Raw genomic sequence first — 23,259 nt, 5'->3', positions numbered from 1 at the left:
GGTTCGGCCTCAGGCCACCGGGAGGCGGAGGATGCGATCGTCGTCTGCGGCGGGGCGGCCTCGTCCATCGGTGTTGTTCGTGAGTACCCAGATCGACCCGTCGGGTGCCGCCACGGCATCGCGCAAACGGCCGTACTCGCCGACCAGGAGTTCGGTGGCGGTGCTCGGATCGGCGAGGGGCACTGCACGTAGTCGCTGGCCACGGAGGTTGGCGACATACAGGGTGTCTCCTGCGATGGCGATACCGCTGGGGCTGGCATCGGCGGGACGCCACTGCTGCACCGGATCGATGAACGCCTCCTGTCCGGCGATGCCCTCGACCTGCGGCCAGCCGTAGTTGCCCCCGGGTTCGATGATGTTGAGTTCGTCCCAGGTGTTTTGGCCGAACTCGCTGGCGTACAGGGTGCCCTCGGCATCCCAGGCGATCCCCTGCGGATTGCGGTGGCCGTAGCTGTAGACCGGTGATCCGGCGAACGGGTTGTCGTCGGGCACGTCCCCGCTCGGGGTCAGCCGCAAGATCTTCCCGGACAGCGCGTCGAGGCTCTGGGCGCTGGCTCGATCATTGGCGTCACCCGCGGTGACATACAACATGCCGTCCGGGCCCAACGCGATGCGGCCACCATTGTGGACGCCTGCGGCAGGCAGCCCATCCAGGATGGTCTCGGCCTCACCCAGGCTCAGCGAGCCGGGCTCGCCGATGAGCTCGAAGCGCTCGACCCGGTTCTCACCGCTCGCGGTGAAGTACGCATACAGGTAACCGTCGTGCACGGCGATCCCCAGCAGCCCGCCTTCACCACGCGCCACGACGCCGGCGATGGTGGCGATTTCGCGGCCGTTCCCCTCGCCATCGAGTTCGAGGACGCGGCCGCTGTCGCGCTCGCTGACCAGGGGCGTGTCGTCCAGGAAGGCGATCGACCAGGGCGCAGCAAGACCGGTCGAGATGATCTCCACCGCGCCGCTCACCGATCCTGTGGTGCCCGGGGCCGCTGTGCCTGTGGCGTCCGTCGCCGCTGTGCCTATACCGGGGTCGGGTTCGACGGTGCAGGAGGCCAGCAGGACAGCGGCCACCGCGGTGACCAGGAGATCGCGGGCACGCCGCGCGGTGGAGCGCCGGCGTATTGGGCGGGTTCTCGGGCCAGCGACCGTCATCGGTGTCATGATCGTCCTTCCGACAAGCACTTCGAGGAACGAGCCTGTCACCAGGGTAGACAGAATCGTCGGCCGATCACGACAAAAACGATCGGCCGTCCCGGGACGCCTGGAGTACCGATGGGGGGCCAGGCGCCGGCCGGGGCGGCCGATCGATCAGCGACGTGCCGTTCAGTCGAGCAGGTCGGAGTACAGCGGAGTGGACAGGTAGCGCTCGCCCCAGTCAGGGACGATCACCACGATCGTCTTGCCGGCATTGGCGGGATCGGCCGCCAGATCGGCTGCAGCGCGCAGGGCGGCACCGGACGAGATGCCCACCAGCAGGCCCTCCTCCTTGGCCGAGCGGCGAGCCCAGGCCAGCGCATCCTCCGACGTCACCTGGATAATGCCGTCGATGACGTCGCGGTCGAAGATCGAGGGAACGAAGCCGGGGCTGATGCCCTGGATCTTGTGGACGCCCTTCTGGCCACCCGACAGCACCGGGGACTCGGCTGCCTCCACGGCGTAGATCTTGACCTCGGGCTTGTACTTCTTGAGCACCTCGCCCACACCGCTGACGGTGCCACCGGTACCCACACCGGACACGACGATGTCGACCCGGCCGTCAGTGTCGGCCCAGATCTCCTCGGCCGTCGTCTTGCGGTGGATCTCGACGTTGGCCGGGTTGTCGAACTGGCGAGCCAGGATGGCACCCGGAGTGTTCGCGGCGATTTCCTCGGCGCGCTTGTTGGCACCGGGAACACCCTCGGCGGCCGGGGTCAGCACCAGTTCGGCGCCGAAGGCGCGCAGCAGAGCGCGGCGCTCCTTCGAGAAGCTCTCCGGCAAGGTGATGATCACCTTGTAGCCGCGGGCGGCGCCCACCCAGGCGAGCGCGATGCCGGTGTTGCCCGACGTGCCCTCGACGATGGTCCCGCCCGGCTTCAGGGAGCCGTCGGCCTCGGCTGCATCGACGATGGCCACGCCGATGCGGTCCTTGACCGAGTTGGCGGGGTTGTAGAACTCGAGCTTGCCGAGCACCGTGGCGTCGGAATCGCCGTAGAGCCGGTTGATCTTGACGAGGGGTGTGCGGCCGATGAGCTGGGTCGCGTCTTCGAAGTACGCCATTTGCCTTGCCTTCTTTCTACTGTGCGGTTGTGTAAATGATTGTGCGGTTGTGTAAATGGTTGCGGTTGTAGCTGGTTGTGCGGTTGTGGATGAGATGCGCAATGACTAGCAGGTTTGCTACCTGGGTCGAGGCGATGTGATGTCTGCATGCACCAACGGGCGCGCAATCAATGGTGAAGGATCACGATTGAGATGTCGGGGTGGAAGCGCCCATGACGAATGCTCACAAAGCATCGCCTTGGGGTGCGAACGTTCGGAAGGAACAGTCAGCAGGCCGGACATGCCATCGACGCACGGCAACAGCACATGGTTGCAAAGCGCATCGTGATCATGGGGGCAGCCTAACCTCCATCCGCGACCTGACGCAACTTTCGCGACGCGGGCTCATTCACCGCGCCTCGCGCGCAGGCCGTGCAGTTGACCTGCGTGCACGTCGCTGACCCATTCCCAGCCGGGCTTGGCCGAGGGGCCGATCCGCGGATCGTCCGGATCAAAGCCGTCACGCAAGGCCTGCAGGTACGCCCGGTCCTGGTCGATTCGCGCGCGCACCTGATCGGCGTCGCCGACCGACCCGTGACCGGGGACGAGGACGTCGACCTCGTCCGCCACCGCATCGAGCAGCCGCAGCGCGGCCAGGTAGTCCCCGATCGGATCGGCCGTGCTCAGGTCGAGCATCGGGATCAGGACATCGGACAGCATGTCGCCGGCCACCAGAACCCCGCGATCCTCGATCAGCAGCGCCGCATGGCCAGGGGCGTGCGCCTGATGCTCGATGATCCTGGCCTCGGGGCCGTCCCAGAGCAGGCGCGTGGCTCCGGCGGGCAGACCGGCAATGTGGCCGAGCAGGTCGAGCGGGATGTCTTCGGCTGCCTCCGGCGGCAACTCCTCGGCGACGTCGTCCCTCCAGTTCGGATTAGACAAGAAGGCTTTGACCACGGCCGCCGCGCGCGCCGTGCCGTAACGCGGCGCGTCGCCGAACTTGGGGTGCCAAAGCAGATGATCCCAATGCGGATGCGTGGAAAACGCCGCCACGACCGGCCCGCCCAGCGCGCCGAGATCGTCCGCGATGGTGACCAATTCCGCGTTCGTGATTCCGGGATCGATGAGCAACACGCCGGCTTGCCCTTGCACAACGACAGCGTTGCTCTGGATGGTCGCGCTCTCGTGCACGAGAATGCCCTCAGCGACTTGGTTCAGCATGGCGCTCCTCCGACTGTGGTGGAAACCCCTCGTCCCATAGGCCTGGGTAGATCGACACTAGCCGCCGTCCGGCTCAGACTGACGACTATTCAATCGTGGTCCGGACCATCGTGCGGGTCACGATGCATCGCCTGATTCGATGGCGTGCCGGGGACGCTCGCCAGCGCCGCTGCCAGCCGGGTGATCCCGAACTCGTAGGCGCGATCAATGTCACCGCCGAGGCGGAAGGCCCCGGCGAGCTCCATGCCGATGAACCCGGTCGCCCATGCGGTGACGGTGCGGGCCGCGTCGAGTGCGCTGTCGGGTCCCGCGAGTTCCGTTGTGATCCGCAGCAGAGGCCCGACCGAGTGGGTGAGTGCTTCGGGCTCCGGTCTGGTCGCCTCGCAGGTCGGAGCAAAGATGAGCCGGTACTCGTCGGGTCGGGCGCGCGCGAAGGCGCGTACTGCGTGGGCGAGTTCGGTGAGCTGGGCCTGCGCGTCCGATGTTGCGCCAGCTCGGCTCACCAGGGCATCGAGCTGATCGCCGAGTTCGTGGGCGACGGTCGTGGCGATGAGGCGGACGAGGTCGTCGCGGCTGCGCACCCTCTTGTACAGGGAGGGGGCCCGCACGCCCACCCGGTCGGCGACGGCCTGCATCGTCAACGCGGGAAGTCCGTCGGAGGCCAGGATGTCGCGGCCGGCTTGGACGATGTCGTCGAGCGAGGTGCGCGCTGGGGTCGGCATGAGTCTCCTTTGGCGGGCTATCGTCCGTATAGCTATTGACCGTAGCTATGTTGGCTATGTATCGTAGCCATCATAGCGAGAGCGCAGACCTGACACCACACGACCAAAGGGAGGGCGACCATGAAACTTGGACCTGGACTGCACCGGATCGGCAACGACATCGTCGCTGCCTATCTGGTCGAGACGGATGCGGGCGTCACTGTCGTGGACGCGGGCCTTCCGGGTCATTGGCGAGAACTGCTCGCCGAGCTCGCGGCCATGGGCCGGTCGCTGGACGACGTCCGCGGACTGATTCTCACGCACGGCGACAGCGACCACATCGGCTTCGCGGAGAGATTGCGGCGTGACCACGGCGTGCCGGTCTTCGTCCACACAGCCGACGCGGCGCGCGCCTGCGGCGAGAAGCCTCCGGCAACCCCGCGACCCCCGATGAGGCTGCGCGCGACGCTGGGGTTCTTCGGATATGCCCTGCGCAAGGGAGGGGGCCGGACGACCCACCTCACCGACGTGGTCGAGGTGCACGACGATCAGGTGCTGGACCTGCCGGGCAATCCCCGCATCATCGCCATGCCCGGCCACTCGCCGGGCAGCATCGCGATCCATGTCCCGGCCGTTGACGCCTTGTTCGTGGGTGACGCGTTGACCACGCGGCATGTGCTCACCGGGCGGCGGGGGCCGCAGCCGGCGCCCTTCACCGATGAGCCGCGGCAGGCGTTGGACTCTCTCACCCGGCTCGACGGCATTCGCGCGAGCTGGGTGCTGCCCGGTCACGGGACGCCCTGGACGGCCGGAGTGGACGAGCTGCTGGGGCAATTGCGAGCAGCGGCGTCGGTCCAGCCATAGGCGCGCTGGGGCAGGAGTCTGCGTTCACATCCGGCCGCCATTGGCATCTCGCGATCTCGGTCGTGCCCTCGGCGGACAAGACACGGAGTTGTTAGAGGATTCACTCTATTAGAGCTATGCTGTGGCCATGGTTGATGCTTCCCCGACCTCGGGTGCTGCTCGTGTGCCGCAGCGGGCGGCGCCTCGTCGTGAGGCGATCCTGCAGACCGCCCGGCGCCTGTTCGCCGAGCACGGGATCGGTCCGGTCACGACGAACCGGATCGCCGAGGAGGCCGGAATCAGCCCGGGCAACCTGTACTACTGGTTCGCGTCGAAGACCGAGATCGTGCGCGCGCTGTTCGCGGAATGGAGCGAGCAGATGCGCATCCCGGACACCGAGACCCACGATCTGCCCGGGGTCCTGCGGATGCTGTGGCATCGGATCACCGAGCTGCCGCAACCCGATCCCGACTACGCCTTTTTCCTGCGCGATCTGTTTCCGCTGCTGCACTCCGATCCAGTGCTCGCCGAAGCCTTCCGCGACGCGTATACCGCGCGCCGCGACGAGTTCGTCGTCCTCGTGGAGCAGCTCGTCGACGCGGATCTGCTGCGGGCGCCCGAGCCGCCGACCACGGTGCGGGACATGGTGAGCCTGCTGTGGCTGATATCCGAGACGGCGTACCCGTTTGCCGAGGCGGTTCAGGACGAGCAGGTCGATGCCCGCCGTTACGGCCGAGCCGTGATGCAGCCGCTGCTCACCGATGCGGGCCGACGTGCGCTCGAGGCTCCCAGGCGACAACGCGAGGCTCCCGGACGACAAGGAGACCGGCCATGACCACCAACCAGCCGGTGCCGGATGGGTCAGATGTCGATCCGCAGGCGACGCAGGGACAACAACGGCGGATCTCCCGCCGTGCGGTGTTGAAGGCGGCCGGGATCGGCGGTGGCGCATTCGTGATCGCCGGAGCGGCCGGCGTCGGTATCCGAGGGGGCATCAACGGCGTGTGGAACCAGGGACAGGGTGAGCCGTACGAACTGTGGCACAGCAGGCAGGACACCGACGGCCTGGTGCGGCTCGTCGCGGCCGGGACGCTGGCGGCCAACCCGCACAACATCCAGCCGTGGTCGTTCGTCGTCGACCGCGACAGCATCGATCTGTATGCGGACCCGGGGCGCATCATGCCGGTGAACGACTCGGACGGGCGCGAGCGGATCGCCGGATACGGCTGCGCGATTCACAACATCATCCTCGCGGCTCGCTCGGAGGGACGCGATGCCGAGGTCACGCCCTGGCCGGACGGCGATCCCGACCACATCGCGCGGATCGAGATCGCGGCGGGCGCGCCTGCCACCGAGCGGGAGCAGAAACTGGCGCAGGCGATCTCCACCCGGCATTCCAATCGCGGGCCCTACGCCGCAAGGGCCGTCGGGCAGGACATGCTCGATTCGCTGGTCGACGATGCGCCCGATGGTGCCGAACTCGTCTGGATCACCGAACCGGCCGCGCTGAGCGAGCTCGCTGACCTGTACGTGGAGGCCACCCAGGCGATCGTGGACGACGAGGAGGTGTCGATCGAGGCGTTCTCCTGGTTCCGCAACGACCGGGCCGAGATCGATCGCCACCGCGACGGGCTGACCCTGGACTGCCAGGGCCTCGACGGATTCACCCTGTTCATGGCGAAGCTTCTGCCCGCCCAATCCCGCCGGAGCGGCGACGCCTTCTGGGTCAAAGCCGCGCGCACCACCCACACCGCCACCGCCCGGGCGTACGGCATCGTCCGCGTCGAAGACACCGACGATCCCCGGGCGCGGCTGGCCGGCGGGCGGCTGCTTCAGCACGCGCATCTGGCGGCGACCGCGGCCGGCATCGGATTGCAGCACATGAACCAGGTCACCGAGCGGATCGCCCGTGACGCCGCCCTCGGCAACCCCGACCGGTTCTCGGCGCGCTGGGCTCATGCCACGGGCATCCCCGCTGGCCAGAGCCTGCTCGCGTTTCGTGTCGGCTACCCCGAACGCGCCGCGAACCCCAGCCCCCGCCGCGATCTCAGCGACGTCGCGCGGGGACGCTGACGCGGGACGACACCGATTAGGTGCTCGCGAAGACGATCTCAGCGCTCGATTCGGCAGCCATTTCGGTGAGACCGTTGAGCGTCAGTGGCGGCGGATCAGCACGACCACATCGTCGAGGGTCGCGGGTTGACCGTCAGGTGCGGTGGCCTGCCGGGAACGGACCTCGGCAAGCAAGACATCCCAGACGTCGTGGTCGAGCTGAAGTTGCTCGACTTCTTCTCGTGGGCTGAGGAAGCGATGCTCGTGTCCGTGGGGCGCGTCGGACCAATGTGGCGCCGCCGCATGTGAGGTGATCAATAGGTATCCGCTGGCCGCGACGCGTTCGGCGGCTTGGCGGAGGATGCTCTCGCGAGGCAGGTCCACGGGCGAGTGCAGGAAGCTCACGGATACGAGGTCAAAGGCGCCGGCGGGTACCGTCGCGAGGTCCGCGGCGAGAAACCGGGCGCGGTCGGGTCCGAGGCCGCTCGCCTCGGCGGCCGCGGTGGCGTGGCGAATCGCGGTGGCCGAGATGTCGATACCGGTAGCCTGCCAGCCGTGCTGCGCAAGCCAGATCACATCGGCGCCCTCTCCGCAGCCCAGATCGAGGGCACGGCCCGGGACGAGCGTGCCGGCGATATCGGCGAGTACCTGATTGACCTTGCCGGACCAGACTTGGTCGGCGCCGGCATAGCGTTCCTCCCAGAAGTCGACCGGCGCGATCTCTGGCCACGCTCCTGGGTCGTGCCCCGCGGTGTCGGAGTCACTGCCATCCCAAGGGTTATCCGTCATGCGTCCATCCTGTGCGGCGCGACCGTAACTACGCAACAGTCTTGCGGTGTCAACAACAATTGGACGCATGTCCCCTGCCCCGCCGCGCATTCAGATCCGCCGTTACGAAAGACTCGACGCCGCTGCCACGCTGGCCATCCTTGTTGCCGCCATAACGCAGACCGCTGGGGCTGACTACACGTCGGAGCAGATCGAGGCTTGGGTCAGGTCGGGGCAGACGGACCCCGCGAGCTGGCATCTGGCCATGAGCAGCAGGAACAGCTTCGTCGCGACGGTCAACGGCGAAGTAGCGGGGTTCTCGGATGTTGCCCCAGATGGATACATAGCCATGATGTTCGTCTCCCCTGACCATCGGGGGATCGGCATCGGGCGACGGCTTCTTGCTGAGGCTGAGCAGCAGGCTCGCGAAGCCCGAACTCCGGGTCTCCAGTCCGATGTGAGCATTACGGCTCGGCCATTGTTCGAAAGGTGCGGTTTTCGGCTGGTGAAGGTTCAGCATCCAGTCAGGGATGGAGTTCTCCTCACGAATTTCAGGATGGAGAAGCTGCTGCAATAGGGTCGGGTTCGGCGGCCCCGCGTCCGTCATTTCTCATTGCGTCCGTCAGTGCTCATCTCTCATCCTCGACGACCGTGGCACTGAAAGGACTGTGGCCCTGAAGAAACTGTGGCACTGAAGAAGCTGTATCACTGAGGTATGGCCCGGCCGGGCTGTCGACGGAAGGTGGATCAGATGAGGGTTGCGATCTCGACCGCGGCGGCTGTCACCCTTGCCGCCGGTGGAGCGTTTGGCTGGTACGCGTGGAACAACACGAGCTACGCGCGACGCGACGCCGCGCGGGTGCACGCCGCCGGATACGTGCAGCGGTCGCACACCCTGCACAGCGGCATCAACCTGGCCTACGCGGAGGGACCTGACAATGGGCCGCCCGTCCTGCTGTTGCATGCGCAGACCTCGGCATGGCAGACCTACAACCGCGTCCTGCCCGGCCTCGCGCGGGACTTTCATGTGTTCGCGATCGACCTGCCCGGCCACGGTGCGTCGTCTCGCACGCCCACCGGATACGACGTGCACACGCTCACCGCGGAGGTCGCCGAATTCGCCCGCCAGGTCATCGGGCAGCCTGCGATCGTCTCCGGGCACTCCTCCGGCGGGCTCATCGCGGCACAACTCGCCGCCGAATTCCCCGAGTTGGCGCAGGCCTTGCTGTTCGAGGATCCGCCGTTCTTCTCCACCGACCCCGACCGCGCGCCCCGCACGTTCAACTATGTCGACCTAGCGACGCCGGCACACGAGTTCGTCCACCAGGAGGTCGAGCACGACTTCACGAGCTGGTATCTGGAGCACAACGCCTGGATCGGGTACTTCGGTCGCAGCCGCGACCGAATCGTCTCCTACGCGAAGAACTACCGCCGCTCCCATCCGGATCGCGCACTGAGTCTCTGGTTCGCGCCACCGAGAACGAACGAGGTATTCGCCCACCTGAACCAGTTCGATCCCGCGTTCGCCGACGCCTTCTACACCTTCAGCTGGCAGCAGGGTTTCGACCAGGCCACAACGCTGAGCCGTGTCCGCCAGCCCGCGATCCTCGTGCATGCGAACTGGCGAATCACCGAAGCCGGCATCCTCGAGGGGGCCATGACCGACGAGGATGCCGCTCGGGCCTGTGCTCTCATGCGGGACTGCCATCTCGAACGCGTGGCCACCGGTCATGGATTCCACGTCGAGAAACCGGCCACGTTCGTCGACCTCATGCAGCGGCTGGCAGTACGAACCTAGACCTCGACCGGTGCCGGCGCGGCGTCGTCCAGCAGCACCAGTGGCTTGATCAGATCGGAAGGCTTGTCCTTCATCAGCATCACCGCCTGCTCGACGCCCTCGATGCCGGTGAACCGATGAGTCACCAGCCTCGCGGGATCGAGCCTGCCCGTGACCACCAGTGAGGCCAGCTTCTCCATGCGGAGCCGACCCCCTGGCATCAACCCGCCGTGCACCGATTTATTGCCCATGCCACAACCCCATTCGAGGCGCGGAAATATCACGTGATCGCCCTCGTCCAGGTAATTGACATTGCCGATGCATCCGCCGGGCTTAACCATTTGCACGGCCTGCACGAAGGTCTTAGCGTCACCGCCGGCAACAATCACTCGATCAACTCCGCCGCTCAGTGCAAGAATTTGGTCGGCAATGTCGCCCACATGATAATCGATGATCTGCGTCGCGCCGTATTCCCTGGCCAGCGCAACGCAGTTCGGGCGCGAACCCACCGCGTAGATCTCGGACGCCCCGTGAATCGCGGCGCCCGCCACGCTCATCAGCCCGACCGGACCGATTCCCACGACGGCTACGGTATCGCCAAACTCCACCCCGGCCAGCTCCACGCCATAGAGCCCGGTCGACACCATGTCCGACAGCATGCAGGCGGCGGCGAGGTCCATTCCGGCGGGCAACAGGGCGAGGTTCCCGTCCGCATCGTTGACGTGGAAGAACTCCGCGAAAACTCCATCCTTGGAGTTCGAAAACTTCCAGCCGCCCAGCAGACCGCCGGAGTGCATCGCGAATCCCGCCTGCGCCTCCCGTGAGCTCCAGTCGGGCGTGACGGCAGCCACCAGCACCCGGTCACCCGGCTTGAAATCGCGGACGAGCGCGCCCACCTCGACCACCTCGCCCACCGCCTCATGCCCCAGAACCAGATCGAAGCGCTCGCCGATCGACCCCGACCAGACAGTGTGAATGTCCGAGGTGCATGGGGCGAGGGCAATCGGACGACAGATGGCGTCCAACGGGCCACATGTGGGCCGAGGCTTGTCAACCCAGCCAGTATGGCCGATCCGCGTCATTGCGTAGGCTTTCATGAAACACCCCCAATTATGATTTAAAAGCCGACAATTAAGAGCTAAACCAATTCGATTGAAAAACAGGACCGGACAGCAAATAGACGGCGACCACAAACACTTGCCACTGTGCAATCGTGTTGTGGATAACAATATGAGACGTCGCTGACAATGTCGATACGTTACATTACGTGACAAATCGCCACCATGGCGCGCGAGGAAGCGAGCAGGACGAGGGCGCCCGATCCCTTGTGCCGCCCCTTCTCCTGCCCGACCGGCTAGCCGACTGGTCGGAGCCCCCGGCGTGACCAATGCGGCGGGAGTCGGTTACGCCCCAGCCAGCGCACGGAGTCCATCCGGGACGACTCATCGGCGATCGGACGCGTCGGTCGGCAAACATGCGGCCGACCCGCTGCTCGGCGACCAAATGCCGCCCCACCTACAGTGGGCATATGGTCACTCCAGCCTCGCCGACACCTCCGGCGGATGACGCCGCGCACCGTCACCCCGAGATCGCCCAAGCGTTCGGGTCGATTGCGGAGAAGTACGACCGCGCACGACCTCGGTACCCGGCCGCACTCATCGACGCCATCGCCGAGCGGCTACCCGGCCACACGCTCCTCGATCTCGGGATCGGCACCGGAATCTCGGCCGAGCCCTTCCGAGACCGCGGGTTCGCGGTGCTCGGCGTCGAACCCGATCCGAAGATGGCCGCACTCGCACGCAAGAAGGGTTTCGAGGTCGAGGCCGGCCGATTCGAGGATTGGGATCCAGCAGGGCGGACGTTCGACGGCGTGATCGCCGGGCAGACCTGGCATTGGGTCGATCCGATCACCGGCGCCGCGAAGGCCGCCATCGTGCTGCACCCCGGCGGTCGACTCGCGGTCTTCTGGAACGCAGCCATTCCGTCGCCGGAGGTCGCTGCCGAGTTCGCGAAGGTCTTCGAGTCGCTCGATACGGGACTCCCCTTCAACCCCTGGACCGCCTCGCCGCAAGCCGATCCCTACGGATCGATCATCGACCAGACAGCCGACGGCCTGCGCGCGACCGGCGCCTTCGGGGCGGTGGAGCGCCTGACCTTCGACTGGCAGTCGACGGTCGGACGCGACGCCTGGCTTGAGCAGACCTCGACCGCCGGCGGCATCAACCGCCTTCCGAAGGACAAGCTCGACGTGCTTCTCCGGGGGCTGGGAGAGGCGATAGACGCGGTCGGTGGGACGCTCGTGATCGACTACACGACGGTTGCCGCGATCATCGAGCGTCTGCCCGATTAAATCGAGCGCCTGCCCGATTAATCAGACTAAGAACTCGCGCCGACCAACTCGCTGGCGTCGTACAGCCTGTCCCAAGGATGGCACCTCAGCCGCCGGGCCTCTCTCGTCACCGCGCTCACCGCCGCCATCGCCGAAGCCGCTGAAACCCTCGCCGCCCAAAGCACCGGCGGCCGGCTCCCCACACCCTTACTCGGTGTCCTGGATGAAGCCGCCAACGTGTGCCGCTGGACCGACCTACCGGCGCTGTACTCCCACTTCGGATCCCGCGGCATCATCCTGATGACCATCCTCCAATCCTGGTCCCAAGGCGTCGACGTCTGGGGAGAATCCGGCATGCGCAAACTCTGGTCAGCAGCCAACATCGCCATCTACGGCGGCGGCGTCAAAGAACGCGACTTCCTCGACACCCTCGCCACCATGATCGGCGACTACGACAAGACCACCCGCTCCGTGTCCGTCGGCAAAGGTCACCGCAACATCACCCAACAACTCAACAGACAACGCATCCTCGACCCGGCCGACCTCGCAGCCATGCCACCCGGCAGAGCTGTGGTGTTCGCGTCTGGCGCCCGACCCACTCTCATCGCCACCCAACCTTGGATGACCAGCCCTGACGCGGCCGCAATCCGGGCATCCGTCGACGCCCACGACCCCAGCCGAGACACCCAACTACAGGAGACCTCAACATGACCGGCATCCCCGACTGGACCACCGACCCTGAGTGGCCTACAGACCATCCCACGACCCCGCAATCGGAGACTTCTGAAGCGGTGGACGAAGCCGACAATGACGCGACCCCGGAGACGGAACCGCCCCCAGAGCTGTACTTCGGCAGCACCGACGAATTCGTCCGCGAATTTGTCTGCCCGGTCTTCCGCCGCACCGTCGGCGAAGCCGGACGAGCCGAGTACCGCTGGTCAGCCCGCTGGTGGGAATCCGCCGAAGCCGTCATCCGCCTCGAAGCCATGTGGCGATCCTGGGAACAAGCCCGCCTTGACCCCGCCACCGGCATCAGCACCTGGCTCCGCGACCACGCCGACTACCACCTCAGCGTCCTCATGAGCCCCACCGGACCCTTCGCCAGCTCAAGAGATACCGCCACCGTCAACGGCCACCTCCCCTACACCGCGCCACCCCCTGGACTGTTCCCTGACGTCCGCGCCGAACCAACTGGGTGATTGCCCTTGAGTCAACCGCGCGTCTTGGCGTCAGACCAGACTAACGGACTGAGCACATCGCGTCTGCCGCCGGGATCTGTCTGTGGGAGTCGCTAGGCTTGGCGCCAAAGGGGAGGAGGTCCGCTCTGGTGCGCTTCTCAAGAAGACGGTCCTCTCCACCAGCGGTCGCGACCCTGACCGCTGCGACCGCGCCAAGCAACGATGTCTCCAGCAGCAGGTACGACCTCGCACTCACTGAGGCGCGTCGCGGTTTCGACGAACAGGCGACTCAAATGACACGCGTCCGGACCACGATGACTGGGCTCCTCGCATCGGGCGGCGTCACATTCTCAGTGCTCGTCATCGCAACGGGGCAACCGATGGGCGCGAATCAGCAAAAGCTTCTCATCGCAGCAGCAGTCGCGTTCGGCATTCTCGCGATCTGCGTGGTTGTCGGAGCTTGGCCGAGAAAAGTCACCCCAGGAGTCCGACCAGTCGACCTGATCGTCTGGGCCGACGAAGGCGACCTGCCCGACACAGCGGCCCGCAATCTCGCGCTTCACTACGAGGATGCCTACGAAGCAAATAAGAAGCAGCTGGATCGACTGACGCACCTGCACATGGTCTGCCTCTTCATGTTCGCTCTCACTATCGTGATCCTCACCGCCCGACTAATTGGAGTCTAATGCCCGAGAACCCCAAGCCCGCCCTTCCTCCGCCATCCCCGGCGCCAACGAGGCCGAGTCCATTCCGCGAGTCGGAGTGGAGAAATCACCCCGTCCCGCCGAAACCGCCTGCGAATGCTCCCCGAAAGAAGACCGACGACCGACAGAAGCCCTGACAGTGACCGATCGGCATGGTGCTAAGACCTCTCCACTGCACTTCCACCGACGCGGACATCAGCGCGCATGGTGAAGCAAGGTTGCGAAGGGCCAGCGAGTCCAGGCATCCCCGCGGCAGGTCACATCGCACTTTCGGTACGCCGTAGCCCCAAACGTGGCACCGCGTCTCTCGAGCGTCTCAGATTCGGGGTGATTCGTGGATCTTGGCGGTGACACGCCCGTTCACGATTCGGAGCCCAAAGGCCCTCTTGTTTCCGGGAAACGGCACCGGCCATTGATCGCCGAGGCCAAGCCCATGCCAATGCGTCATGAGGACCAGCGGATGATGCTGGTCCTTGAACTCTCGCGTCGTGCAGTTCTGGGACCTGCTGGACACCGCCTCTTTGCCCTGGCATAAGGACCCCGGGCTCTTGTCTTGCGACATAGTGCCCGATGCAACACTCTCAGCCTGCGTTTCTACTCGACTGGACCCGCGGGTACCGGAGATATCTCCTGTCGCTCAAGACTTGTGGACAAGCGAAGTGCCGCTCGGCCATCGACGATCTGGTGGGCCACCCATCGGGCGTCGATGACCGGACTTGACTGAGCAAGCTACACCGGGCGAGGACTTGGACGAGATCGGGCCATTCGACGAGGCGGTCTCCGTACAGGTGGTATGAGTTGCCCGAAAGGACGAGCAACCCGTGGAGCCCTAGAACCTCCTGGGCCGCGGCAACTGCCTCTTTGGAACGTGCACCCGACGCTGGGATTCCGAAGTCCATCATTACGAGGTGACGCAAGGCGCCTTTCTCTGTCCAGACGCGCGAACTCAAGCTAACGAGTCGACGCCCGGACAGCCCTTCCCAAGTGCCTCTCAAGAGTCGTTGGCGGAGCTGGGTGACTGATAGGCGCTCGCTTCGCTCGGGCACGGCGTTGTGCCGAATGGCGCCGGCAAAGAGCGCCTGTCGGGTAGCAGGTAGCAGTGTCCAACCCGGCGGCCTCGGCGACGACATGTTCCCAGAATCCGTATCCCTCGTCGAGGTGGCGGCGCCTTGCACTTGCCGTAACTTCACTCGCAGCAGCCGAAACGCTGCTCCCTCGGAACGAGGGCGCCCGCTCTGTATACAGCAGCTCGGTGGTCTCTACGCCGCGACCCAGCAAGTGTTCACTTAATGCGTCAGCGAGTTTGGCCACTGGTCGCTCCTGAAATGTGGGGACTCGTTCGAATGTCGTACGGCTGTTCATGCTGCATCTGCAAAAAAATTGGCCGCGGCCTGGGAGTGGCCCGGATTTACCCTCCGCACGATAACTAGCCTCAGGCTAGACCGTCAGTCGGCTCCGATGGATTAAGCCGCCTGCTCGCTCAGTATTAGCGCGTGCTTTCCGACGGCTTCGATCGAACGTCTCCGGGTTACTCCTTCACCAGTCTGCCATACGGAGTCAGCAACTCCAGTTAGAATCGATCCAGCCAAAGTCGGAACCCATGAATCCGTTCCGACAAACAGCCCCGTTGCACCAAAGGCAGCGAAGCCCGTTGCGAAAGCGCGGAGCCCCCCGGCCAGGATCGAAGTGCGCTCTCGCCGCAACTTGATCCGGACCCGATCAGCTACTGCACGCATTGATGACTTAACGGCTTCTTTGGCTGAATCAGCAGAGTCATGATCGTTGAGATAGCTGAGCGCTGCCTTCAGTTCAGTACGCCATTCCTCGAAAACCTCCGAATCCATGCGAATGGCAGCCAGTGTCCTCGCGTCTAGGTTAGTGATGGACGCAGGGCCCCGGAAAGGTCTTGTTTCAGCTTGTGAGGGCGCATGTGATGGCTCTTTCGGGGTTGCGGGCGTGGTGGCGTAGGGCGGTGGCGATGTTGTCCCAGCCGGTGAGTCGCAGGATCGAGATCGCGGTGTTGCGCAGGCTGGCCATGACATGGGCGGCGTGGCCGGTGCGGACGTGGGAGCGGTCTTCGTCGTAGGTGACGTCGCGGACCCAGTGCAGGGCGTTCTCGATCGACCAGTGCCCTTGGACCCAGGCGGCCAGGGTCGCCGGTGGCGCGTCGTGATGGTCGGCGGAGGTGATCAGGTACACCACCTCGACGGTCTTCTTCCCGTTCTTGGTGACTGTGCGGCGTAGCTGGGCGACCTGGGCCGCGCCGGTGAACTCCGGCCAGCCGGGCAGGGTGGGCGTCTCAATGACCTTGATGGTTCGCGTGGCGCGCCTGCCGTGGCCGTGCTGGGTCGAGGTCGATCCGACGGGCACCTTGTTCCAGGGCAGCGCTTTGAGCGCTGCCAGCAGGGTGGGGCGGTTGGCCTTGACGGTGAACACATAGTCCGCGCCGGCAGCGATGATGGCCTTGGCGGTGTCGTCTTGGGTGTGCATCGCATCGGCTGTGATCACGCATCCGGCCAAGTCAGCCGGGTCAAAGCCGGCGAGCAGATCCCGCACCGCAGGGATCTCATTGCTCTTCGCCTCGACCGCGTGCTGGCCGAGCACGACGCCTGTGGCGTGGTCGAGTGCGGCAATCAGATGCGGTGCGCTGCCCGCTTTGGAGCGTGCACCCCGCACCGTCTTGCCGTCGATCGCGACAACCCGACGGCCTGCGATGTGGCGGACCCGGCACCAGGCGAACACCGCCAGCGCAGCATCCAGAGCGGCCGCGTCGATCCGGGCGAACAGTTTGCGCAGTGTGGACTCCACCGGCGCGCGTTCCAAGTCGAGCCGGTCCAGGTGCCCAGCGTCGAGATCCAGCGCCCAGTCCCCGATCGCTGCGAACGAGCGCGCTCCGGCGAGCACCGCACACACTGCGACGGCGAGCATCCCGGCCAGCGGGTAGCGGACCCCGCGTGGGTCTCGGGGATCGGGAACATGGTTCAAGGCGGTCATCAGGTCACCGGCGCGTTCGATCCTGCTCGCGCCGACTGTCGGGGAAGATGGCATCGGCGGGTGTGGTCCTGGGTCGGGGAAGGTTGTATGGCAACTCCCATCCCAGCCCCACAGGCCACACCCGTCCCACACGCCACGCCGGTCACACCCCCACGTTCTCCCAAGTCACAGGCCCATCAACCGACCTTTCCGGGGCCCTGGTGATGGACGGAACTTCCATCTCGACTAGCGTCGACAACAACTCAACGTCGCCGACTGTCGGGGCGGTTAACCCGGACCCCCGTCCGGCCAAAGCTTGGAGGATCTTCGCGTGTCTCCAAGACGGGAGCCACAAGTCCGCCCCAGGCTGCTGCGCGCTCCGGATGGCCCGCACCAGATCGTCATCCCAACTGGGGGCGCAGAAAGAGTCATCCCACCAAGCTAACTGCAGCATCTCACGTACGTCATCGCGCTCTCTTGCGGCTCGATACATGGCCGCGCTAACGGGGTGCTCCGGTCGCGAGCGCCAAGCACCAATCTCCAGCAGTTGTGTGAGAAAGACCGGGTCAGCGAAGGCTTCATCGACGAAGTCGCGCACGACGAGCCCGTCACCACTCCAACCATATCGCAGCCTGATAACCCCCTTCTTGACCAGCGGGCGGATGAATTCCCACTCGATCAGGGACTGGAGCAGAACCAAGAGGCGAAAGTCTCCATATGGTTCGTAGAAGTTCCACAGGCAACTTTCGAGCGGGTCACTCATGTAAATGCGATGAGCATAGAGGAGTGTATGTCGAATGTGCTGGATCGAGGCGCCTCCTCGGGGTGGGGCGCCCCCAACTCCGCTATGCCCAGTGGCGTAGTTGAAATCGGAGTCAAATACGCCCGGGGACAATTCGCTGATCAGGTAGTCGTTGTCCTCCCGCTCGAGTCCATAGGCACGTATCTTCTCATGAATGGCTTTGGCTGAATCTGAATCGAGCTTGGCGCCAATAGCCTGCTGGATTCTCGTCGAGTCGGCAGATTGTAGTACCTTGATCATCTCATTCGCGCTCAGGCCGATTTCGTGCTCCAAATACTCAACGGAAAGCATTTCACCCCCGACAACTAGACTGCGTTCAAGGCCCTGGCCCCTCAGTGCCCTTGAGGGGGTGTTACTGCCTAGAAGTCAGGCTACTCATCTCTCCGGGTAGTCGGCGGGGACCAAACAGGGATGGACAACGGTGAACTCGTGGGGGTAGCGTGGTCCCGCTCGGCGACAAGGCGCACTAGCCAGTTCGTGACGACATCGAGCCCATCATGGGTATGCTCGCTCAAGACTCTCGACATGTCGGTGAGGTGACGCCTATCGAGGCCGATGTCCGACTCTGGGCATGTGAGTGATGTCACGACATCGGCATGTGGGTGAAGTCACGCCCTCGGCGTCGGCGGCCGCCGATAGATGGGTCCGCGATCGGGTCACCCGCCAGCATCGCGTGGGTCGGCATGGAGGCGGGTGCTCGCGCGGTCAGGCGACGCGTCCCTTCTTCAGCCACCGGGCGGCGACTAGTGGGCATCTTCGTTAGTTCGTCGGGGGGTTCAGATCCAGGCTGTGGGGTCGTTGAGGTAGAGGCCGCAGGCGGTGTCGAGGGCGTCTTCTGCTGGGCCGCTCATGACCCCGGTGGGCAGGAATGAGTCTTCGTAGCCGTCGTGGCTGGCCCGGTAGATCGCGAATCCCCACTGGTTGGCGTAGCCGGCGTAGCGGAGCCGGCACAGTTTGAGGACCTCTGGACCGTTCCCGGTTTGGTGGACACTGGTGAGGTTTGCGGTTCCCGATAGGGTGAAGGGGAGCTGATTATGGGATCTACGCGGAGGCATTTCACGGCGGAGTATAAAGCTAACGCGGTGGCGTTGGTGTTGGATGATGGGCGGTCGATCGCTGAGGCGGCACGGAATATCGGCGTCCTCGAGAAGACGTTAGGGAAATGGGTGAAGAAAGAACGAGACTTGCGCGATGAGCAGCGTGACCCGGACGAGCCTTTGACCCGCTCGGAACGGGCCGAGCTCGAACAGCTCCGCGCGGATTACCAGAGGCTGCTGGACGAAAACGCTCATCTCCAGATGCAGGCCAGTTTCGCAAAAAAAGTGGCGACCTGGTTCGCGAAAGACCAGCAGTGAAGTTTGCTGCGATCGCGGACTGGGCTGATCAGGGTGTTTATCCGGTGGTGTTCATGTGTCGGGAACTCCAGGTGTCGACCTCGGGCTATTACAAGTGGCGGAGTCATCGGGTTTCGGCCAGGCACGACCAAGACGATCTGCTGATGGGATTGATTCGACATTTTTACGCCAGCAGCCCGGGCCAGCCTGGGGTCCGACGCATTCATGCCGAACTCGCTGCTGGCGGGCACCGGGTATCGCGCAAGCGGGTGTGGCGGCTGATGCGGGCGCTGGGTGTCCAGGGCCGTCATCCCGCGGCGTGGCGGCGAACCACGGTGGCTGGCGAGCATCCGGTGCCAGCCCCGGACCTGATCGGTCGAAGGTTCGAGGCGTCGGCACCGAACGAGAAGTGGTGCGGTGATATCACGTATGTGAAGACGTGGAATGGTTGGGCTTATCTGGCGACGGTGATCGACCTGTATTCCAGGAAGGTGGTGGGCTGGGCTGTCGATGACCATATGCGTACCTCGTTGGTCACTGATGCTTTAGATATGGCTCGGGTTCATCGCCAGCCTCGGACACGCGTGATTTTTCATTCGGACCGTGGGACGCAGTATACGTCGACGGATTTTGCTAAGTACTGTCGGAAACACAAGATTCGTCGATCATTGGGCCGTACCGGGATTTGTTACGATAACGCCGTCGCGGAATCGTTCTTCGCGACCTACAAGAAGGAACTCATCCATACCCGGCCTTGGCCAGATCTCAAGACTCTGAAGAAGTACACGTTTTCTTGGATTGAGGAATACTACAACCAGACTCGTCGCCATTCAACGCTCGGATACTTGACACCGCAAGAATATGAGCTAGGCTACAGAAACATACTTGAACTCGCAGCCTAAACAGCTATCCACTTTATCGGGAACACTCCACTCACCGTCGGCGAGGACGCCGTCGACGTAGGCGAACCCGGCACGGAAGCGGATCTGGACCCGGGTGAGGGCGGGCCAGCGTTCTCGGGCACGGATGGTCAGCCGGGACTCCAACGAGTTCTTCGTCGATTCGGGGATCTTGGCCATTGCCCCATCATGACCCACTGACCTTGCCCTTCTTCGCGCCCGCACGGCGTGGCGTCCGGCTGTCGGACGGGGAACGTCCCAAATTGGGGGTCATGGTGACCACTTCCCCGTTCATCATCGTCCCCGACCCCGCCGACCTCACCGCCTTGACCGGCCTGGCCAACTCCCGGCGCGCCGAGCATCGCCAGGTGATCCGCGCCCGGATCATCCTCGCCGCCGCCCAGGGCCACCCGAATGCGGCGATCGCCGCCGACCTGGACCTGCACGTCGACACCGTCCGTAAATGGCGCAATCGCTACGCCCACAACGGGTTGGCCGGGCTGCAAGACCTGGCCAGATCCGGACGGCCACCGGTGTTCACGCCGGTCCAGGTCGCCCAGGTCAAGGCGTTGGCCTGCACCCCACCGGCCGACAGTGATGTGCCGCTGGCCCGCTGGTCGGCCGCCGAACTGGCCGTCCAGGCCGTGAGCCAGACCATGGTGACCTCGGTCAGTCCGAGCACCGTCAGCCGCTGGTTGACCGCCGGCGCGATCAAACCCTGGCAGCACCGGTCCTGGATCTTCCCCCGCGACCCCGACTTCGCCGCCAAAGCCGGCATCGTGCTCGACCTCTACGACCGCCGCTGGCAAGGCGCCGAACTCGGCGCCGACGACTACGTGATCAGCGCCGACGAGAAATCCCAACTGCAGGCACTGCATCGCCGCCACCCCGACCTGGCCCCCGGACCCGGACGAACCCGCCGGGTCGAGTTCGAGTACCGCCGCGGCGGAACCCTGGCCTACTTCGCCGCCTACGACGTCCACCACGCCCACGTGATCGGCACCATCGCCCCAACACCGGCATCGAACCCTTCACCGAACTCGTCAACCAGGTGATGACCACCGAACCCTACGCCTCGGCCCGCCGCGTGTTCTGGGTCGTTGACAACGGCTCGTCCCACAACGGCGCCCGCTCGGTCGAACGCATGCGGCAAGCATGGCCGATCGCCACCCTCGTCCACCTGCCCGTGCACGCCTCCTGGCTGAACCAGGTCGAGATCTACTTCTCGATCCTGCAACGCAAAGCCATCAGCACCGGCGACTTCGCGAACCTCGACGACCTCGCCGCGCGAATCCTCGCCTTCCAACAGCGCTACAACACCACCGCCAGCCCGTTCGACTGGAAATACACCCGCGGCGACCTCAACGGCTACCTCACCCCACTCCGCCGCCACGACACCACCGAACCGACCCAAAAGGCAGCCTGACCCCCGACGAACTAACGGAGATGCCCACTAGCGCGTTGACGACATCGGCTCCGCCCAGCCGTAGCGCCTCAGCTGCGCTGTTTAGACGGGCACCTGTCGTGTGGACGTCATCCAGAACCAGAACCCGGAGGGAACGATAGGGCAAGGCCGCGATGAATCCGTCCTTGCTAGCTTGCCTGAACCCAAGCGCGCCATGACCACGCGTAAGCAACTGGAGGCAGGGAATCGGCAACCCGAAGCTCGCCACCACCGATTCAAGTACATGAGGACCCGGGTGTGTGGTCGACGGAACGACCGTGAGGGCGTCGACGTTTCCGAGCTCGCGCACCAATCGCGCCCAATGCTCATCGAAGATAGTCTGCGAGAATACCTCGGATGACGTCCCTATACGTCTCTACTGGTGCAACGCCCTCTTCAGGTCGTCCCTTGTAGTAGCTGAGCCAGTCGCGCAACAAGGACGGCTGCTTGTAGAGACTCAGCACGCTGATGGGTAGCGCCGGCATTTGGAGATCGCGGCGAATGTCGTGGCAGTTGGAGCATTCCAGTTCCGTTGGCTGATCATTCCATGTTTGGCATGTCTCGCACACGTCAGGGCGTCGACCTGGTGGAGGCACCAGTTCGTCCCAAATGCTGTCAGGAGTTCTCACTGTGTTAGGCCTTCAATGATCTCTGAAGCCTTGTCGCAACCGATCTGGCCTTACATGCAGCTATGCGAAGACACGGGTTTAGAGCTGCCAAGCGTATGGGAGTGCACGAACCAATGACCCATTGGCGGAGGCAAGACGCTGCCGGCTAGCTAGATGCTTACCTTGTAGTCGAAGGTATCGGGGCATGTTTGGATTCGAATTGCCTGGATACTGGAGTGCATTCCGATGCTGCCTGCCGGCCCTGCTCGCAGAAGCAACTTGACGGCGGAGTGCAATTCTCCAAAGCTCTCCGTGCAGACTGCAATAAGGTTCCCCGGCTCTGGCGTGTTGTGATCAGAGATAGCGTAGGGCCGATTTAGTGCCTTCATTGTGTCGCGAACGTCAGAATATGCTGTTCGAAGGTCATATCCGGCTGGGTAGACTGCGAGCATATGCGTGGTGCGCGGCGGCCACAAGGTGGACGGTCCGCCCGGGATACTGGCCGAGAACCTCAGGCGAGGAACAGGGTGCAGCCAAACGCTGACAGATGGTGCAACCGAAATTGCTGGCTGGTCCGTGATGACGGCAAACAACCGTTGCGCGGCATTACTCTCGTCGAAGTCCACGTGCGCGTCCAGCGTGGTGCACACGAGAGCCACCCGTTCCATAATGCGTTCCTCGAAGCCGCCATCAACTAGGCGGTCCTCCAGCATAACGATCTGCGCAGGACTGGCCTGCTCCGACTTCTCAGCGATCCGGGTGAACACAGTTCCGGCTCTTGCGCCGGTAGGTGAGTCCCTGTGAAGCGTATACATGCGGTCACCATCCTTCGGCGGCTCCACCTCAATGATCAACACATTTCGGTCGTCGACTGTGACGTTGTGGAGATGCCAGCGGGGGGCTTCCTTCCCTGTTCCAAGATATCTGGAAAGCTTCTGCTCAAGGCTAGCCGACGCCTGAGGCTCTATCCCGCCGATGCCTTCTTCTGAAGCGCCCACCACAATGTATGCCCATCCTTCGCAGTAGACAGAAGCGGCCCGCACATCGCGGTTAGCCATGGCTAGAATCTCCTTCGCCAGAGCAAACTGATCTACCTTGGCGGCTAGGTCAAGGTGCGACTTCCATTCCAGCCACAGCGTCTCATCGACTTCCTTGGCAGCGGAGATCGCTCTGACCAGTTCGATCCACGACTGATCGTCAGATAGAGGTCGGGTTGAGTGGTCAGCAAGTGACATGAAGCCATTCTGCTCTCCAGGAGAGCAGAATCACGTGGAATGACTGCGATGGATCTAGCACCGGTCGTCCCGTGGATGTGCCGGGTACCACACTTCTCGGATCGGAGCTTCTGATTCGTCCAATAGGGTGTACTCGATCCCCCCGAAGAAGGGCCAGGA

Annotated in this window: 25 protein-coding genes and 1 pseudogene; 13 read left to right on the top strand and 13 right to left on the bottom strand. The window is 64.3% G+C overall.

All coding sequences use genetic code 11. From position 1 onward, the window contains the following. Positions 1-9: 9 nt before the first annotated feature. The 4 genes from QUE25_RS10495 to QUE25_RS10480 all read right to left on the bottom strand — a co-directional run bounded on the left by QUE25_RS10495 (position 10) and on the right by QUE25_RS10480 (position 4,175). Positions 10-1,158 carry a PQQ-dependent sugar dehydrogenase gene (locus QUE25_RS10495; RefSeq protein ID WP_286264761.1) on the bottom strand — a complete coding sequence of 383 codons (1,149 nt, stop codon included), beginning with the start codon at positions 1,156-1,158 and terminating at the stop codon, positions 10-12. A 162-nt stretch (positions 1,159-1,320) separates the two neighbouring features. Continuing rightward, positions 1,321-2,253 carry a cysteine synthase A gene (gene cysK / locus QUE25_RS10490; protein ID WP_286264760.1) on the bottom strand — a complete coding sequence of 311 codons (933 nt, stop codon included), beginning with the start codon at positions 2,251-2,253 and terminating at the stop codon, positions 1,321-1,323. Between the two features lie 384 nt (positions 2,254-2,637). Next, positions 2,638-3,453 carry an MBL fold metallo-hydrolase gene (locus QUE25_RS10485; protein WP_286264759.1) on the bottom strand — a complete coding sequence of 272 codons (816 nt, stop codon included), beginning with the start codon at positions 3,451-3,453 and terminating at the stop codon, positions 2,638-2,640. 89 nt (positions 3,454-3,542) lie between these two features. After that, positions 3,543-4,175, bottom strand: coding sequence for a TetR/AcrR family transcriptional regulator (locus QUE25_RS10480; protein ID WP_286264758.1), 633 nt, complete (start codon positions 4,173-4,175; stop codon positions 3,543-3,545). Positions 4,176-4,295: 120 nt separating this feature from the next. Here QUE25_RS10480 and QUE25_RS10475 point away from each other — a divergent pair, with 120 nt between their 5' ends. The 3 genes from QUE25_RS10475 to QUE25_RS10465 all read left to right on the top strand — a co-directional run bounded on the left by QUE25_RS10475 (position 4,296) and on the right by QUE25_RS10465 (position 7,070). Beyond that, positions 4,296-5,018, top strand: a complete 723-nt coding sequence (locus tag QUE25_RS10475; RefSeq protein WP_286264757.1) for an MBL fold metallo-hydrolase — start codon at positions 4,296-4,298, stop codon at positions 5,016-5,018. A gap of 127 nt (positions 5,019-5,145) precedes the next feature. Beyond that, positions 5,146-5,832 carry a TetR/AcrR family transcriptional regulator gene (locus QUE25_RS10470; RefSeq protein ID WP_286264755.1) on the top strand — a complete coding sequence of 229 codons (687 nt, stop codon included), beginning with the start codon at positions 5,146-5,148 and terminating at the stop codon, positions 5,830-5,832. Next, positions 5,829-7,070: an Acg family FMN-binding oxidoreductase gene (locus QUE25_RS10465; protein ID WP_286264753.1), complete on the top strand. Its 1,242-nt coding sequence runs from the start codon at positions 5,829-5,831 to the stop codon at positions 7,068-7,070. Before QUE25_RS10470 ends, QUE25_RS10465 begins: the two co-directional genes overlap by 4 nt. An 81-nt stretch (positions 7,071-7,151) precedes the next feature. Here QUE25_RS10465 and QUE25_RS10460 read toward each other — a convergent pair whose 3' ends face one another. Then, complete coding sequence (locus QUE25_RS10460; protein WP_286264751.1) at positions 7,152-7,838, bottom strand: class I SAM-dependent methyltransferase; 687 nt, start codon at positions 7,836-7,838, stop codon at positions 7,152-7,154. A 67-nt stretch (positions 7,839-7,905) separates the two neighbouring features. Here QUE25_RS10460 and QUE25_RS14905 point away from each other — a divergent pair, with 67 nt between their 5' ends. After that, positions 7,906-8,394 (top strand): GNAT family N-acetyltransferase, encoded by a 489-nt coding sequence (locus tag QUE25_RS14905; RefSeq protein WP_425332710.1) that lies wholly within the window; start codon positions 7,906-7,908, stop codon positions 8,392-8,394. Positions 8,395-8,568: 174 nt separating this feature from the next. Then, on the top strand, positions 8,569-9,615 hold the full coding sequence (locus QUE25_RS10450; protein ID WP_286264747.1) for an alpha/beta fold hydrolase: 1,047 nt from the start codon (positions 8,569-8,571) through the stop codon (positions 9,613-9,615). On the opposite strand, the gene QUE25_RS10445 is transcribed toward QUE25_RS10450, so the two are convergent. Continuing rightward, positions 9,612-10,619, bottom strand: coding sequence for an NAD(P)-dependent alcohol dehydrogenase (locus QUE25_RS10445; protein WP_286264746.1), 1,008 nt, complete (start codon positions 10,617-10,619; stop codon positions 9,612-9,614). The two genes, QUE25_RS10450 and QUE25_RS10445, sit on opposite strands and share 4 nt — an antisense overlap. Positions 10,620-11,122: 503 nt before the next feature. On the opposite strand from QUE25_RS10445, the gene QUE25_RS10440 reads away from it, so the two are divergent. The 4 genes from QUE25_RS10440 to QUE25_RS10425 all read left to right on the top strand — a co-directional run bounded on the left by QUE25_RS10440 (position 11,123) and on the right by QUE25_RS10425 (position 13,787). Further along, on the top strand, positions 11,123-11,944 hold the full coding sequence (locus QUE25_RS10440; protein WP_286264744.1) for a class I SAM-dependent methyltransferase: 822 nt from the start codon (positions 11,123-11,125) through the stop codon (positions 11,942-11,944). 216 nt (positions 11,945-12,160) lie between these two features. Continuing rightward, positions 12,161-12,634, top strand: a complete 474-nt coding sequence (locus QUE25_RS10435) for a type IV secretory system conjugative DNA transfer family protein (RefSeq protein ID WP_286264743.1) — start codon at positions 12,161-12,163, stop codon at positions 12,632-12,634. Further along, positions 12,631-13,122 (top strand): DUF4913 domain-containing protein, encoded by a 492-nt coding sequence (locus QUE25_RS10430; RefSeq protein ID WP_286264741.1) that lies wholly within the window; start codon positions 12,631-12,633, stop codon positions 13,120-13,122. The genes QUE25_RS10435 and QUE25_RS10430 overlap by 4 nt, the downstream gene beginning before the upstream one ends. 332 nt (positions 13,123-13,454) lie before the next feature. Then, the gene (locus QUE25_RS10425; RefSeq protein ID WP_286264739.1) at positions 13,455-13,787 is read left to right on the top strand and encodes a hypothetical protein; all 333 of its coding nucleotides are present in this window, start codon (positions 13,455-13,457) and stop codon (positions 13,785-13,787) included. A 612-nt stretch (positions 13,788-14,399) separates the two neighbouring features. Here QUE25_RS10425 and QUE25_RS14900 read toward each other — a convergent pair. From QUE25_RS14900 to QUE25_RS10410, 5 genes and pseudogenes are all read right to left on the bottom strand, one after another. Beyond that, positions 14,400-14,513: a hypothetical protein gene (locus QUE25_RS14900; RefSeq protein WP_425332772.1), complete on the bottom strand. Its 114-nt coding sequence runs from the start codon at positions 14,511-14,513 to the stop codon at positions 14,400-14,402. A 26-nt stretch (positions 14,514-14,539) separates the two neighbouring features. Further along, a pseudogene (locus QUE25_RS14895) lies at positions 14,540-14,935 on the bottom strand (primase 1D-like protein); the annotation flags it as partial. A gap of 781 nt (positions 14,936-15,716) precedes the next feature. Further along, on the bottom strand, positions 15,717-16,853 hold the full coding sequence (locus QUE25_RS10420) for an ISAs1 family transposase (protein ID WP_286264634.1): 1,137 nt from the start codon (positions 16,851-16,853) through the stop codon (positions 15,717-15,719). Between the two features lie 88 nt (positions 16,854-16,941). Continuing rightward, positions 16,942-17,871, bottom strand: coding sequence for a hypothetical protein (locus QUE25_RS10415; RefSeq protein ID WP_286264737.1), 930 nt, complete (start codon positions 17,869-17,871; stop codon positions 16,942-16,944). A gap of 485 nt (positions 17,872-18,356) precedes the next feature. Continuing rightward, positions 18,357-18,635 (bottom strand): hypothetical protein, encoded by a 279-nt coding sequence (locus QUE25_RS10410; RefSeq protein ID WP_286264735.1) that lies wholly within the window; start codon positions 18,633-18,635, stop codon positions 18,357-18,359. Positions 18,636-18,662: 27 nt separating this feature from the next. Here QUE25_RS10410 and QUE25_RS10405 point away from each other — a divergent pair, with 27 nt between their 5' ends. Continuing rightward, on the top strand, positions 18,663-18,935 hold the full coding sequence (locus QUE25_RS10405; protein WP_286264732.1) for a transposase: 273 nt from the start codon (positions 18,663-18,665) through the stop codon (positions 18,933-18,935). Continuing rightward, positions 18,932-19,816 (top strand): IS3 family transposase, encoded by an 885-nt coding sequence (locus QUE25_RS10400; protein ID WP_286264730.1) that lies wholly within the window; start codon positions 18,932-18,934, stop codon positions 19,814-19,816. The genes QUE25_RS10405 and QUE25_RS10400 overlap by 4 nt, the downstream gene beginning before the upstream one ends. Here the strand turns inward: QUE25_RS10400 and QUE25_RS10395 are convergent. After that, a complete protein-coding gene (locus QUE25_RS10395) occupies positions 19,781-19,993 on the bottom strand; it encodes a hypothetical protein (RefSeq protein WP_286264715.1) in 213 nt (70 codons plus the stop codon). The two genes, QUE25_RS10400 and QUE25_RS10395, sit on opposite strands and share 36 nt — an antisense overlap. A 92-nt stretch (positions 19,994-20,085) precedes the next feature. Here QUE25_RS10395 and QUE25_RS10390 point away from each other — a divergent pair, with 92 nt between their 5' ends. Further along, entirely contained in the window at positions 20,086-20,868 is a 783-nt protein-coding gene (locus tag QUE25_RS10390; RefSeq protein WP_286264713.1) for an IS630 family transposase, read from the top strand. Next, positions 20,868-21,239 carry a transposase gene (locus QUE25_RS10385; protein ID WP_286264711.1) on the top strand — a complete coding sequence of 124 codons (372 nt, stop codon included), beginning with the start codon at positions 20,868-20,870 and terminating at the stop codon, positions 21,237-21,239. Before QUE25_RS10390 ends, QUE25_RS10385 begins: the two co-directional genes overlap by 1 nt. A gap of 796 nt (positions 21,240-22,035) precedes the next feature. Here the strand turns inward: QUE25_RS10385 and QUE25_RS10380 are convergent. After that, a complete protein-coding gene (locus QUE25_RS10380; protein ID WP_286264709.1) occupies positions 22,036-23,100 on the bottom strand; it encodes an AlbA family DNA-binding domain-containing protein in 1,065 nt (354 codons plus the stop codon). Between the last annotated feature and the right edge of the window lie 159 nt (positions 23,101-23,259).

Origin of the sequence: Brooklawnia propionicigenes, assembly GCF_030297015.1 — a bacterium.
In the GTDB taxonomy this organism is placed as follows: domain Bacteria; phylum Actinomycetota; class Actinomycetes; order Propionibacteriales; family Propionibacteriaceae; genus Brooklawnia; species Brooklawnia propionicigenes.
Note: the sequence above shows the minus strand (reverse complement) of the source record. Positions and strands in the feature narration are given on the sequence as shown.